Genomic DNA, 13,594 nt, shown 5'->3' on the forward strand with positions numbered 1-13,594 from the left:
TCAGGCGGTCACCTCGGCCCAGCCCATCATTCCGGCCTCGGCGTGGCCGAGCATGTGGCAGTGGAAGGCCCATTTGCCGGGGCCTTCGGCGGTGAACACATACTCGCGCGTCTCGTCAGGCCACAGAAGCACCGTGTCCCGCCACGGCCCGAGCCGGCCGCCGGGAAGAATCTCGCGCATGTGATGGCCGTGCAGGTGCATCCCGTGAGGAAATGCCGTGCGATTCTCCATGGTGATGCGCACCGTCTCGCCGCTCGCGGCCGACAGCAGCGGTGCCTCGCCCAGGCCTGCGACACCGTTCAGCGCCCAGAACATGCCGCGGCTGGCAAGCTCGCGCATGCCCATCCGCCGCCCCTCGAACATCGCTCCGGCCATGCCGCGCATCGCCCCGCCCTCCATGACAAGCCGGGCCGGGCGCGCGGCGGCAGGCTGGGGCGCGGGCATCGGGTTCGGCGGCAGAAGCGTCGGCGCGGGGCGGCGCGCTGCGGTGCCGGTCCTCACCGGAAAGCGGGCCTGCGCATAGCCGGTGCCGCGCAGATGGTGGATGAGGAATGCCTCCTCGCCCGCCTCGGCCGTGACATCCACGATGAGATCGGCGCGCTGACCGGGTGCCAGGATGAACGTCTCGCCAACGGGCTCGGGTGCCTCGAGCGGCTGGCCGTCAAGCGCCATGATCCAGCCCTCAAGCCCCTTCAGCCCGAGTTCGAAGAGCCGCGCCGTGGCGGCGTTGAGAAGGCGCAGCCGCAGCCGCTCGCCGCGCGACACCTCCAGCGCGAAATCGGCGGCGCCGTTAGTGGTGGCGATGTTGCCGAGCCGCCCGCCATGGCTGAGGTCGTGGAGGTTGCCGAAATCCTCGCTGATCTGCAGGCTCTCGGGGTCGAGCCGCCAGTCGTCGATCACCAGCACCATGTCGCGGTCGACGCCGGGCGCCTCGGCCTCCTCGACCACGAGCGCGCCATGCAGCCCGCGCTCGACCTGCTCGAAGCTGCGGGCATGGCTGTGAAACCAGAAGGTACCGGCATCGCGCAGCGCGAAGTCGTAGAGAAAATCGCCGCCCGGCGCCACCGGCTCCTGCGTCAGGCCGGGCACGCCATCCATCGCGTTGGGCAGACGCAGCCCGTGCCAGTGGATGGAGGTCTCCACCGGCAGCCGGTTGACGAGCCGCCGGGTGAGCCGCGCGCCCTGCGGCAGGCGGATCTCCGGCGCCGGCACGCTGCCGCCGTAGCTCCAGACCTGCGTGGCCGGAGCCCCGCCCGGCAGGAGCCGCACCTGCGCCGCGCGCGCCTCGATGACCTCGGCCGCCTCGAGGGCGCGCAGACCGCGTGGCGCAAGGCCAAGCGCGAGCCCGGCCGCGCCCCCTGCCAGAACCGCGCGGCGGCTCGGATGCCCCTCAGAAAATGCCATTGGCCCGCTGGAGCTCCCGCACATAGGTGATGATCGCCCTGATCTCGGCGTCGGTGATGCCTTCGACGGGGGGCATGTCGCCGAAGCGCCAGTGATGCGCGCGCACCCCGTTGCGGGCGGCGAGCATGAAGGCCATGTCCCCATGATGGCCGGGCTCGTAGATGCGATGCACCAAGGGCGGCGCCACGCCCTCCTGCCCCGCGGCGTTCTGGCCGTGGCAGCGGGCGCAGAACGCGTCGAAGGCACGTTTGCCCATCTGCGCTTCCGGCGACAGCCGCTCGGGAAGGGCCACCTCGACAAGGGGCGCGGCCTGCGAAGCCTGCGCGGCCGCCCCTGAGACCGCCACCGGCGCACCGTCCGTCTCGGGCCGGAGGAAGAAGATCGACGCTCCGCCCAGCAAAAGCGCCGCCAGCGCCATGGGGATCATGCGTTTCATGTTGCGCTCCCTTTCTGCGGGCCGGCCGTCACGCGCTCGGCCGTGCCTCATACCCCGCCTGCCGCAGCGCTTCGACAAACGCCTCGACAGGGTCCGCGCTTTCCACCTCGGCGGTGTGAGAGTCGAGATCGACCGTCACCCGCGCGGCAGGATCGACCGAGGCAACCGCCTTTTCCACCGCTGCCTTGCAATGGCCGCAGGTCATGTCGGGAATCGAGAACTTCATTGCTGTCGCCCCATCCGTGGCATTCGCGCCAGAGATGGGGCTTCCAGCAGCTGGAAGGTCAAGGGTCGCCGCCTGCGGCAGCGCGCCTCAGGCCGCAGCGAGCCCCTTGTCGAGCGCGTCGAGGATCACCTGCGCCTCGTCTTCGGTCATGATCAGCGGCGGCGAGCAGATGAGATTCGCCCCCGACATGCGCACCATCGCCCCGGCGCGATAGGTCGCCTCATGGACGCGGGCGATCACCTCGGGCGCGATCGGCGTCTTGCTGGCGCGGTCGGAGACAAGCTCCATCGCCGTCATCATGCCATGCCCGCCGCGTACGTCGCCGATGATCTCGTGGCGCTCCTTGAGGCGCTGGAAGCCCTCGTAGAGCTGCCGGCCGCGGGCGGCGGCGTTGCGGTGCACCTCGAGCCGCTGCATCTCGGCGATGGAGGCAAGCGCGGCAGCCGCGCCCACCGGGTGGCAGGAATAGGTATAGCCGTGGCCAATGAGCGCCGCGCCGGTCTCGTCGCGCTCGAACACCTCGGCCACGGCCTCCGAGAGCATCACCGCGCCGAAGGGGAAATAGGCGTTGGTAATGGCCTTCGCGGTGGTGGCCATGTCGGGCTGCACGCCCCAGTGGCGCGATCCGGTCCAGTCGCCGGTGCGGCCGAAGCCGGTGATGACCTCGTCGGCGATGAGCAGGATGCCGTGGCGCGCGGTGATCTCGCGCACGCCGGGCATGAAGGACTCATGCGGCACGATCACCCCGCCCGCGCCGAGGACCGGCTCGACGATCATCGCGGCGATGGTGTTGGCCCCCTGAAACTCGATCTCGGCCTCGAGGGCGGCAAGGCAGAGCTGCGCCAGACGCTCGGGATCCTCCTCGTTGAAGGGGTTGCGGTAGGTGTAGGGGGCGGGGATGTGGAAGCAGCCGGGCAGGAGCGGCTCGTAGGCGTTGCGGAACAGCGGGTTGCCGTTCACGGAGGCGGCGGCGAAATGGGTGCCGTGGTAGCCCTTCTTGAGGCTGAGGAACTTCACCCGCCCGGCCTCGCCGCGGATCTTGTGATACTGGCGGGCAAGGCGCAGCGCGGTCTCCACGCTGTCGGAGCCCCCCGACGTGAAGAAGGCGCGCGAGAGCCCGTCGGGGGCGAAGAAGTCGGCCAGCACGGTGGAGAGCTCGATCACCACGTCATTGGTGGTGCCGCGGAAGGCCGAATAGTAGGGCAGCCGGTCGAGCTGGGCGGCGATGGCCTGCTTGACCGGCTCGCAGGAGAAGCCAAGGTTGACGCACCAGAGCCCGCCGACACCATCGACCACCTCATGGCCGTCGATGTCGGTGATGCGCACGCCGCGCGCCTCGGTGATGATGGTGGGCGGATGCGCCCGCATGTCGCCCGGATGCGCCATCGGGTGCCACACGTGGCGGGCGTTCATCTCCTTCAGGAAGTTGGAGTCCTTCATTCCCTCGTCTCCTCGTCGGGCTCGGTCAGCCGCCGCAGCGCGGCACGAAACGACGCAGCCGGCCGGGCCACGTCAAAATGAAGCGCGCGCATTCCCGCGGCACGCGCACCGGCGACATTGCGCTGCGCGTCATCGACGCACAGGCAGTGCTCCGGCGCAAGGCCCAGCGCCTGCGCCGCCGCGCCGAAGGCGGCCGGATCGGGCTTGTGCCCGCCACCGTTCGGGCCGTCGAGGATCGCATCGAAACGGGCGAGAAAGTCGCGCGGCAGGGGCAGGCGCCCCAGCGCGTCAAAGGAGCTCGGCAGAAGCGCAAGGGCTGCGCCGAGCCCGCGCGCGGCCTGGAGCGCCTCTCGCGCCTGAGGCCGCAGCACCGCATGGGGCAGCGCGCCAAGGGCGCGGGCAAAGAGCTCGGCGCCGTCCTCCCAGACCTCGCCCAGAAGCGCGCCGACCTCGCGCGCGCGCTCGCGCCAGTAGTCCCGCTCGTCGATCTCGCCTGCGCGCAGCGCCTGCCACAGCCCGTCCGTCTCCGGCGCGAAGGGGCCGCGCCAGGTCAACGTGCCGGGCGCAAGCCGCAGCGCGCGCTCGGTCTCGTCGTGAAGCTCGAAGAGCGTGGGGGTGAGAACGCCGCCGAGATCAAGAACCAACGCGCACCGCTTGCCCATGCACCCCCCTTGGCCTCGGGCCGCGCCGGCCCGCTCTTGCCATTCTGATAGGCGCGCCGCCGCCCGGCGTCAAACGAGCGGGGGCTGGCGCCCGGTCTATTGCAGCGGGCGGATCTTCAGCCGCGTGATGCGGTTTTCCTTCCGGCCGACCACCTCGAAGCGGAAGCCGTGAAAGGCGAACACCTGGCCCACCTCGGGAATCGTCTGCGCCTCGTGGATGACGAGGCCCGCCACGGTGTTGGCCTCGTCGTCGGGCAGGTTCCAGTCCATCATGCGGTTGAGGTCGCGAATGGTCATCGCGCCGTCCACCAGCCAGTCGCCATCCTCGGCGCGGCGTATGGGCTGGTCGGCATCGGTATCGAACTCGTCGGAGATCTCGCCGACGATCTCCTCCAGGATGTCCTCGAGCGTGATCAGCCCCTCGAGAGAGCCGTATTCATCCACCACCAGCGCGAAATGGGTGCGCCGGCGCAGGAACTCGCGCATCTGGTCGTCAAGAGTGGTGGTGTCGGGCACGAAATAGGGCTCCATCGCCACCTCGGTGATGTCGAAATCCTTGAACGGATCCTCCCCTTCAGCGGCCTTGAGCATGCGCGCATAGAGCGCGCGCAGCACATCCTTGGCGTGGATCACCCCGATGATGTTGTCGCGGTCGCCCCGGTAGAGAGGAAGGCGCGTGTGCGAGGAGGCAAGGATCTGCTCGAGAATCTCCCTCGGCGGCAGATCGGCGTCGATCATCTCGATCTCGGAGCGGTGGCGCATGATCTCGTCAACGGTGCGCTCGCCCAGATGCAGCGCGCCGAGAAGCCGGTCGCGGTCCTCCTTCTCCACTGCCCCTTCGGAGTGGCCGAGGGTGATCGCCCCCACGATCTCCTCGCGCACGGCGAGGATGTTGCGCTCGGGATCGGTACGCACGCCGAAGAGAAACAGAAGCCCCCGCACCAGGGCCCGCACCGCCGAGACCACGGGCGAGAGCACCACGATGACCGGCGCGATCAGCGGGGACACGCGCTGCGCCGCCGTCTCGGGGTCGGTGATGGCGTAGGTCTTGGGCAGCACCTCGGCAAAGATCAGCACGAGCAGGGTCATCACCAGCGTGGCCAGCGCCACACCCGATTCGCCGAACAGGCGCGTGAAGAGCGAGGTGGCGAGCGAGGCTGCGAGGATGTTGACGAGGTTGTTGCCCAGAAGCACCGAGCCGATCAGCCGCTCGCTGTCGCGGGTGAGCTTCAGCGCCAGCGCCGCAGCCCGCGAGCCCTTGTCGGCCTGCGCCCTGAGCTTGGCGCGGGAGGCGGCCGTCAGCGCCGTCTCCGAGCCCGAGAAAAAGGCCGAGAGCACCAGAAGCGCGAGGATGGCGATGACGCTTGCCCAGAAGGCGTTGTCGAAAACGGGGGTCTGTGACTGGATATCCATGGGCATGGCCTTTGCGGGGTTGCGCCGGTTATGGGTGGCGCCGCGATGGCGATCAAGGGGGAAGGGGGCAGCAATGTCGAATGCGGCAGCGGGACCGGTGGTGCTGGACCTCGGCGTTCTGGAAGGGCCGGTTCTCGTCTTCGGTGGGCCTTATTCCAATTTTCAGGCGACGCGGGCCATTCTTGCGCTGGCCGAGGAAATGGGGTTGCCGCCCGCGCGGCGCATCTGCACGGGCGACATGATTGGCTATTGCGCCGATCCGCGCGCCACCGCCGAGGCGGTGATGGGCGCCACGGCGGCGGTGGTGGCGGGCAACTGCGAGCGCCAGCTTGCCGCCGGGGCCCCGGACTGCGGCTGCGGCTTTGACGAGGGCAGCGCCTGCGCGGCGCTCTCGCGCGGCTGGTATGCGCATGCCCGCGCGGCCCTGTCCGGGCAGGAAGCGCTTCTCGCGGCATTCGCGGCGCTGCCTGACATCGTGATCTTCACCCATGCGGGGCGGCGCTGCGCGGTGATCCATGGGGGCGTCTCGGACATCTCGCGCTTTCTCTGGCCGTCGAGCCCGGAGGCGGAGTTTGCCGAAGAGATTTCGCTGATCACCGCTGCCGCCGGGCCGGTTGACCGGGTCATCGCGGGTCACTGCGGGCTCGCGTTTCACCGCCGCGTCGGCGGGGTCGACTGGATAAACCCGGGCGTCGTGGGCCTGCCGCCGCACGACGGGCGCCCGCTGACGCGCTACGCCGTGCTTGACGGCTCGGACGGCGTCGTCTTCGAGCGCCTTGCCTATGCGCACGAAGCGGCGGCGCGGGCGATGGAGAAGGCAGGACTCGGCGGCGGCTATGCCGAGACCTTGCGTTCGGGGCTGTGGCCCAGCGAAGAGGTTCTTCCGGGCGAGTTGCGGCACCGGCCCTGAGCGCGCGGCGCCGCAAGCAACAAGGGCGCCCCGCGGGGCGCCCTTGCGGTGTGGTTGTCGGACCGGCTCACTCGAGGTCGAAGCGGTCGGCCATCATCACCTTGTTCCAGGCGGCGACGAAGTCGTTCACGAACTTCTCGGCCGCATCGTCGGATGCGTAGACCTCCGACAGCGCCCGCAGCTGCGAGTTGGCGCCGAAGACGAGGTCGACGCGCGTGCCGGTCCACTTCACCGTGCCGGTCTTGCGGTCGCGGGCCTCGAACTCCTGCTCGTCCTCGTCCACCGGGGCCCAGTCGAGGCCCATGTCGGTGATGTTGACGAAGAAGTCGTTCGACAGCACGCCGGGCCGCTCGGTGAGCACGCCATGGGTCGAGCCGCCGGTGTTGGCCCCGAGCACCCGCAGGCCGCCCACGAGCACCGTCATCTGCGGCGCCGAGAGGCCAAGAAGCTGCGCGCGGTCGACGAGCAGCGCCTCGGGCGGCACCGGGCAGCGTGCCTTCTGCCAGTTGCGGAAACCGTCGGCGAAGGGCTCGAGCGCCGCCATGCCATCTTCATCGACGTGCTCGGGCCCGGCATCGACACGACCCGGCGTAAACGGCACCTCGATGTCGTGGCCGCCCGCCTTCGCCGCCGCCTCGATCGCCGCGGCCCCGCCGAGCACGATCAGATCGGCCAGCGAAACCTTCTTGCCGCCGGTCGCGGAGGCGTCGAACTCGGCCTTGACGCCCTCGAGCGCGGAGATCACCCGCGCGATACGCTCGGGCTCGTTCACCGGCCAGTCCTTCTGCGGCGCCAGACGGATCCGCGCGCCGTTCGCGCCCCCGCGGAAGTCCGAGCCGCGGAAGGTCGAGGCCGACGCCCAGGCGGTGAACACCAGGTCGGAGACGGAGAGCCCCGTGGCCAGGATCTTCTGCTTCAGCGCGGCGATGTCGCCCGCGTCGATCAGCTCGTAGTCGCGCTTGGGCAGCGGATCCTGCCAGATGAAGTCTTCTTCCGGCACGTCCGGGCCGAGGTAGCGCGCCTTCGGCCCCATGTCGCGGTGGGTGAGCTTGAACCAGGCCCGCGCGAAGGCATCGCGGAACTCGTCGGGGTTCTGGTGGAAGCGGCGCGCGATCTTCTCGAACTCGGGGTCGAAGCGCAGCGACATGTCCGCCGTGGTCATCATGATCGGCACCTTCCTGGAGGGATCCTCCGGGTCGGGCGCCATGTGCTCGGGGCGCGGGTTCTTCGGCGTCCACTGCCAGGCGCCGGCGGGGCTCTTCACGAGCTCCCACTCATAGCCGAACAGCACGTCGAAATAGCTGTTGTCCCACTGCGTCGGCGTGGGCGTCCATGACCCTTCGAGCCCGCTGGTGATGGTGTCGCGGCCCATGCCCTTGCCGTAGGAGGACTTCCAGCCAAGCCCCATCTGGTGGAGCGGCGCAGCCTCGGGCTCGGGACCGACGAGCGACGGATCGCCCGCGCCGTGGCACTTGCCGAAGGTGTGGCCGCCTGCCGTCAGCGCCACCGTCTCCTCGTCATTCATGCCCATGCGGCGGAAGGTCTCGCGCACGTCGCGACCGGCCGCCACCGGGTCGGGGTTGCCGTTCGGCCCCTCGGGGTTGACGTAGATCAGCCCCATCTGCACCGCCGCGAGGGGCATCTCGAGAACCTCGTGATTGCCGGCATAGCGCTGGTCGCCGAGCCACTCGGCCTCGTTGCCCCAGTAGATGTCTTCCTCGGGCGCCCAGATGTCCTCGCGCCCGCCGCCAAAGCCGATGGGCTTCAGCCCCATCGATTCGAGCGCCACGTTGCCGGCGAGGATGAACAGGTCGGCCCAGCTCAGGGCGCGGCCGTACTTCTTCTTGATCGGCCACAGAAGCCGGCGCGCCTTGTCGAGGTTGGCGTTGTCGGGCCAGGAGTTGAGCGGCGCAAAGCGTTCATTGCCGGTGTTGCCGCCGCCGCGGCCGTCGCCGGTACGGTAGGTGCCGGCCGAGTGCCAGGCCATGCGGATCATCAGACCGCCGTAATGGCCGTAGTCGGCCGGCCACCAGTCCTGGCTTTCGGTCATCAGCGCGCGCAGGTCGGCCTTGACCGCCTCGAGGTCGAGTTTCTTGAACTCCTCGCGGTAGTTGAAATCCGGCCCGTACGGATCGGACGCCGGATGGCGCTGGTGCAGGATGGCAAGGTTGATCTGGTTGGGCCACCAGTCACGGATGGTGCGAACACCCATTTCGGCGGCCGAATGGACCGGGCAGCCGGACGCGATGGCAGATGCGTTTCCGTCCATGTTCTGTTCTCTCCTCATCATTGGCTCTTGCGCCCATCGGTCGGGGATGGGCGGCTTTCGGGGGCGCGGGGCAGGACCCGCACCTCGTCCGTGCGGGGCGCATGCTATGCTCGGGAGAGCATAAATGGAAATTGCGTTTTTTTCCTGTTTTGATAATTTGCCGTTATGAATATCACGCTGCGTCAGCTCGACTACCTGATGGCCCTTGCCCAGACGCGGCATTTCGGCCGCGCGGCGGAGGCCTGCCATGTCACTCAGCCTGCCTTGTCGACGCAGATCCGCGAACTCGAGGCGCGCCTTGGCGCCACGCTGATCGAACGCGGCGGGCGGGAAGTCAGGCTCACGCCCGTGGGCGAGGAGGTGCTCGCCGCCGCGCGCTCCATCCGGCGCGAACTCGAGCGCATCGAGCAGGCGGTCACCCGGCGGGTGGGTCTCGACGGGCGCTTGCGGCTCGGGGTGATCCCCACCGTGGCGCCATATCTGCTGCCCCACGCCATCCCGTTGCTGCGCGCAGGGCGGCCGTCGCTCGACTTGCGTGTGCGCGAGGCGCGCACTGGCGAGCTCGTCGAGGGACTCCTGGAGGGAAGGCTTGACGCCGCGGTCATGGCGCTGCCTGCGGGCCGGCCTGGGTTGGAGGAAGCGCCGCTGTTCGAGGAGCGATTCCTTCTGGCCGGCACGCGGGGCGAGCTTGCCCGGCTGGCCGAGGGCCGCATGCCTTCGCCGCGCGGGCTTGATCCCGACCGGCTGTTGTTGCTGGAAGAAGGGCATTGCCTGGCCGACCAGGCGCTTGAGGTCTGCGGGATCGATCGCGCGAGCCTCGGCACCGACCTCGGCGCAGCCTCGCTCTCGACATTGACGCGGCTGGCGGCGGAAGGCTTCGGGCTTACGCTGCTGCCCGAGATCGCGGTGGCGGCGGAGACGGCAGCCGCGCCCGGGCTTGCGGTGATGCGCTTTGCCGCGCCCGAGCCGGTGCGTCGCATCGGGCTTGTGCGCCGCGCGCGCGCCTCGCGGATTGATGGTGCAGATGGCCGCCGCCCGCAGGGTGCCGGTTGGCAGGACGACTGGTTTGACGAGCTTGCCCACCTCTTCGCGCGCGCCGGCCGCGCGGCCGTGGCCGAGGCGCGCCATGCGCTTGCCGCAAATCCGGCGTGCGCGGCAGCGGATGGCGGAGCGCGCGGCGATGCGCTAGAAGACGGGCAAGACGTGGGAGAGAGGCATGCGTGATCTGAGCGACCCCGGCCAGCGCCACCCTGAGAAGGCGCACCGCCCCGACAATGCCCAGCCGAAGAAGCCCGCCTGGATCCGGGTCAAGGCACCGGGCAGCCCCGGCTACATCGCCACACGCAACATCATGCGCGAGCACAAGCTGGTGACCGTCTGCGAGGAGGCCGGCTGCCCCAATGTCGGCGAGTGCTGGAGCCAGGGCCACGCGACCATGATGATCATGGGCGAGATCTGCACCCGCGGCTGCACCTTCTGCAATGTCGCCACCGGCAGGCCCGAGGCGCTCGACATCTTCGAGCCCGCGCGCGTGGCAGATGCGGTGCGCAAGCTCGGCCTCAAGCACGTGGTCATCACCTCGGTGGATCGCGACGACCTTCCCGACGGCGGGGCGGAGCATTTCGCCCGCACCATCCGCGCCGTTCGCCATGCCGCCCCGGAGACGACGATCGAGGTGCTGACCCCGGATTTTCTCAAGTGCGGCCCCGAGGCGCTGGAGACGGTGGTGGCGGCACGGCCCGATGTCTTCAACCACAATCTCGAGACGGTGCCGGGGCTTTATCCGCAAGTGCGCCCCGGCGCGCGCTACTTCCACAGCCTGCGGCTTCTGCAGCGGGTCAAGGAGCTCGACCCCTCGATGTTCACCAAGTCCGGGCTCATGGTGGGGCTCGGCGAGCGGCGTGAGGAAGTGCTGCAGGTGATGGACGACATGCGCTCGGCCGATGTCGATTTTCTCACCATTGGCCAGTATCTCCAGCCAACGCCCAAGCATCATCGGGTGGACCGTTTCGTGACCCCCGAGGAATTCGCCTCCTACGAGAAGGCGGCCTGGGGCAAGGGGTTTCTGATGGTCTCGGCCAGCCCGCTGACGCGCTCGAGTTATCACGCGGGCGAGGATTTCGCCCGGCTGCGGGCGGCGCGCGAGGCAAGGCTCGGGCGCGCCTGACACAAGGGGCGGGCCTAGCCCGCTACTGCGCGGCGTCCCTCACCGGCGGCACCGCCTTGAGATACGCGGCGATCGAGGCGCGGTCCTCGGGGCTGAGCTGGGCGGTGTTCTTGACCACCTCGGCCATCTCGCCGCCCGCGGAGTCGAAGTCGGGGGTGAAGCCCGTCTCGAGGTAATAGGCGATGTCGGCCTCCGACCAGTCGAGAGCGGCAGGGGTGATGTTGGGGATGCGCCCCTTGCCCGTGGGGTTCGGCGCGCCGCCAAGCCAGCGGGAATAGTCGAGCCCGCCGAGTGCATTGCGCGGCGTGTGGCACTCGCCGCAATGCCCCAGCCCCTCGACCAGATAGCGCCCGCGCTCGGCCTCGGGGGGCACATCCTTCACCACCGGGCCGTCGTGGCGGGCAAACAGGAGCTTCCAGCCGCCCAGAAGCCGGCGGATGTTGAAGGGAAAGCCGACCTCATGCGGCGCGCTGGGGCGTGCGACGGGCGGCAGCGTGAGCAGATAGGCATGCAGGTCGGCGATGTCCTGCAGGCTCACCCGCGCATAGGAGGTGTAGGGAAAGGCCGGGTAGTAATGCGCGCCCTCCGGCGAGGTGCCGTGGTGCATCGCGTTGACGAGATCGGCCACGCTCCAGCCGCCGATGCCGTGCTCCGGGTCGGGGGAGATGTTGGGGGCGACGAAGGTGCCGAAGGGCGAGGCAAAGCGCCGCCCGCCGCCAAGCTCCAGCCGCGCCGCGCCCTCCGCGCCCGGCGCCGCGTGGCAGGAGGCGCAGCCGCCGGCGGCAAAGACCAGCGCGCCACGGCCGGCATCACCCGCAAGCCCGGTCAGGTTCTCGACGGGCTCGCTTCGCGGCGCGGTCAGATACCAGAAGGCGGCAACGCCGGTCACCGCAAGAATGGCAAGGGCGCGGGCAAGGCGGCGCATCGGATGACCCCCGGCTGATCAGCACGCAGGCGGCGCCCGGCATTGCCGGCCGCCGCCCCGGTTCGTCTGGCTTCGCCTACTGCTGCGGCTCGCGGTAGGCCTTGTGGCAGGCGCCGCAGGCCCCGCCCACCGGGCCGATGGACGCGCGCAGCCCGTCGAGCGTGCCGGCCGCGCCCTGCAGTGCCATGACCGCTTCCTGAAGGGCCTTGCCCTTGGCCATGGCGTCGGCGACGTTCTCGAACATCTCCGGCTTGAGGCGGCTTTCCATCACCTCCGCCGAGCTCGTGCCCGGAACCCAGTAATCGGTCTGGTCGAGAGACACGAGCGCAGCCAGGTTGTTGGCGGCACGCTGCGCCTTCTCGGCGTCGAATTCCGCCTCGCCCTTGGCCATGGCTCCCAGTATGCCGAGATTGAACGCATAGAGCTGCATGTGCGCCTGGCGCGCCTTTACAGCAGGCGGCGGGCCGCCATGGCTTGCCGCCCAGACGCCACCCGCGGCAAGGGCGGCAATGGTCACGCCCGTCAGAATGCTGCGCTTGAGACTCATGGGCCTTGCTCCCTGTTCGATGCAGTTGCCTGTTGCAGTCGGGTTGCACCCGCTGACCCGCGTCACGTTTCGCGGATGTGACCGAGAGTGTAGCTGTGTCTTCCTGCCTTGACAGGGGCAAATTTCGCACCTTCCCTGTGAAATCATGCACAGGGACAACTGGGATGATCTGCGTTTCGTGCTCGCGGTGGCCGAGCACGGGTCGCTCGCGGCGGCGGCGCGGGCGCTGGGGGTGAACCATGCCACGGTGCTGCGCCGCATTGCCGCCTTCGAGCAGAGCCACGGCCTGACACTTTTCGAGCGCAGCCCGGCGGGCTACCGCATTCCGCCCGAGCGGCTGAAGGTGATCGAGGCCGCGCGCGAGGTGGCGGCCGCGGTCGATGCGGTGTCCCGAACGCTGCGCGGCGCCGGCGCCGCGCCTGCGGGCCGTGTGCGCGTGACCTCGACCGACAGCCTCTGCGTGGCGGTGCTGCCCGAGATCCTCGCCGAGATCTCGTCCGAGATGCCGGAGCTGAGGCTTGATCTCGTCGCAGCCAATGAGCGGCTGGATCTCGCGCGGCTGTCCGCCGAGATAGCCGTGCGGCCGGCGATGTCGCTGCCTGACGATCTGTCGGGCGAAATCGGTGCCGAGCTGGGCTTCGCGGTCTATGCGCAGCGCGTGCAGGGCGAGCGTTGCAGACAGTGGCTCGGCCTTGGCGGCACGCTGGCGCGAACCCCTCTGGCCGACTGGCTGGCCGGACAGGCCGAGCCGGAGCGCATCGCCGGCGGGGCCGACAGTTTCGTCGTGCTTGCGGGCATGGCCGCGGCGGGGCTTGGGCGGGCGGTTCTGCCCTGTCCGCTCGGCGAGAGTGACGCGCGGCTCGTCCGGCTGGCAGCGCCTCAGCCGGAACTGCGCGTGCCGATCTGGGTGGCCTGTCACGCCGAGCTTGCCGATGTGCCCCGGCTTGCAACGCTGCGCCGGCGCATCCTGCGCGGGCTCGCGCGCAGGGCGGCATATCTGGCCTGCGGGGTCAGGGCCTGATCCGGCCGTTCGGCGTGAACTCGGGAGTGAGCCAGTCGGGCCATCCGAAGAAGCGCTCGAGCGCGAAGAGGGCAAGGCATACGGCGATGACGGCAAGCACGAACTTCACGCGTGACTCGGAGGGCGGGTTGCGGGCCCAGAGAGCCATGCGAAGAAGGGCACGAAGCCACATGC

The 13,594-nt window shown here is 69.6% G+C and carries 14 protein-coding genes; 4 read left to right on the forward strand and 10 right to left on the reverse strand.

Annotated features, from left to right (window positions below; translation table 11 throughout):
• The 6 genes from BLQ14_RS06155 to BLQ14_RS06180 form a co-directional block, all read right to left on the reverse strand.
• Positions 1 to 1,404 (reverse strand): multicopper oxidase family protein, encoded by a 1,404-nt coding sequence (locus BLQ14_RS06155; RefSeq protein ID WP_092499207.1) that lies wholly within the window; start codon positions 1,402 to 1,404, stop codon positions 1 to 3.
• Complete coding sequence (locus BLQ14_RS06160) at positions 1,391 to 1,840, reverse strand: c-type cytochrome (protein WP_092499209.1); 450 nt, start codon at positions 1,838 to 1,840, stop codon at positions 1,391 to 1,393. The genes BLQ14_RS06155 and BLQ14_RS06160 overlap by 14 nt, the downstream gene beginning before the upstream one ends.
• 28 nt (positions 1,841 to 1,868) lie before the next feature.
• Positions 1,869 to 2,066: a heavy-metal-associated domain-containing protein gene (locus BLQ14_RS06165; protein WP_092499213.1), complete on the reverse strand. Its 198-nt coding sequence runs from the start codon at positions 2,064 to 2,066 to the stop codon at positions 1,869 to 1,871.
• A gap of 87 nt (positions 2,067 to 2,153) precedes the next feature.
• Complete coding sequence (locus tag BLQ14_RS06170) at positions 2,154 to 3,506, reverse strand: aminotransferase class III-fold pyridoxal phosphate-dependent enzyme (RefSeq protein WP_092499214.1); 1,353 nt, start codon at positions 3,504 to 3,506, stop codon at positions 2,154 to 2,156.
• Positions 3,503 to 4,168, reverse strand: coding sequence for an HAD-IA family hydrolase (locus BLQ14_RS06175; protein ID WP_092499215.1), 666 nt, complete (start codon positions 4,166 to 4,168; stop codon positions 3,503 to 3,505). The genes BLQ14_RS06170 and BLQ14_RS06175 overlap by 4 nt, the downstream gene beginning before the upstream one ends.
• A gap of 96 nt (positions 4,169 to 4,264) precedes the next feature.
• Complete coding sequence (locus BLQ14_RS06180) at positions 4,265 to 5,581, reverse strand: HlyC/CorC family transporter (RefSeq protein ID WP_425412085.1); 1,317 nt, start codon at positions 5,579 to 5,581, stop codon at positions 4,265 to 4,267.
• A gap of 73 nt (positions 5,582 to 5,654) precedes the next feature.
• On the opposite strand from BLQ14_RS06180, the gene BLQ14_RS06185 reads away from it, so the two are divergent.
• Positions 5,655 to 6,491, forward strand: coding sequence for a metallophosphoesterase family protein (locus tag BLQ14_RS06185; protein ID WP_092499217.1), 837 nt, complete (start codon positions 5,655 to 5,657; stop codon positions 6,489 to 6,491).
• 67 nt (positions 6,492 to 6,558) lie between these two features.
• On the opposite strand, the gene katG is transcribed toward BLQ14_RS06185, so the two are convergent.
• Positions 6,559 to 8,760: a catalase/peroxidase HPI gene (gene katG / locus BLQ14_RS06190; RefSeq protein ID WP_092499219.1), complete on the reverse strand. Its 2,202-nt coding sequence runs from the start codon at positions 8,758 to 8,760 to the stop codon at positions 6,559 to 6,561.
• Positions 8,761 to 8,925: 165 nt separating this feature from the next.
• On the opposite strand from katG, the gene BLQ14_RS06195 reads away from it, so the two are divergent.
• Positions 8,926 to 9,984, forward strand: a complete 1,059-nt coding sequence (locus BLQ14_RS06195; protein ID WP_092499221.1) for a hydrogen peroxide-inducible genes activator — start codon at positions 8,926 to 8,928, stop codon at positions 9,982 to 9,984.
• Entirely contained in the window at positions 9,977 to 10,927 is a 951-nt protein-coding gene (gene lipA / locus BLQ14_RS06200; RefSeq protein WP_092499222.1) for a lipoyl synthase, read from the forward strand. The genes BLQ14_RS06195 and lipA overlap by 8 nt, the downstream gene beginning before the upstream one ends.
• 22 nt (positions 10,928 to 10,949) lie before the next feature.
• On the opposite strand, the gene BLQ14_RS06205 is transcribed toward lipA, so the two are convergent.
• Positions 10,950 to 11,852, reverse strand: coding sequence for a cytochrome c (locus tag BLQ14_RS06205; protein WP_092499224.1), 903 nt, complete (start codon positions 11,850 to 11,852; stop codon positions 10,950 to 10,952).
• Between the two features lie 76 nt (positions 11,853 to 11,928).
• Complete coding sequence (locus tag BLQ14_RS06210) at positions 11,929 to 12,399, reverse strand: c-type cytochrome (protein ID WP_092499225.1); 471 nt, start codon at positions 12,397 to 12,399, stop codon at positions 11,929 to 11,931.
• A gap of 145 nt (positions 12,400 to 12,544) precedes the next feature.
• Here BLQ14_RS06210 and BLQ14_RS06215 point away from each other — a divergent pair, with 145 nt between their 5' ends.
• Positions 12,545 to 13,420: a LysR family transcriptional regulator gene (locus tag BLQ14_RS06215; protein ID WP_092499226.1), complete on the forward strand. Its 876-nt coding sequence runs from the start codon at positions 12,545 to 12,547 to the stop codon at positions 13,418 to 13,420.
• Here BLQ14_RS06215 and BLQ14_RS06220 read toward each other — a convergent pair.
• Entirely contained in the window at positions 13,410 to 13,592 is a 183-nt protein-coding gene (locus tag BLQ14_RS06220; protein WP_092499228.1) for a hypothetical protein, read from the reverse strand. The genes BLQ14_RS06215 and BLQ14_RS06220 overlap by 11 nt on opposite strands.
• Between the last annotated feature and the right edge of the window lie 2 nt (positions 13,593 to 13,594).

Source organism: Meinhardsimonia xiamenensis (genome assembly GCF_900102905.1).
Lineage (GTDB): Bacteria > Pseudomonadota > Alphaproteobacteria > Rhodobacterales > Rhodobacteraceae > Meinhardsimonia > Meinhardsimonia xiamenensis.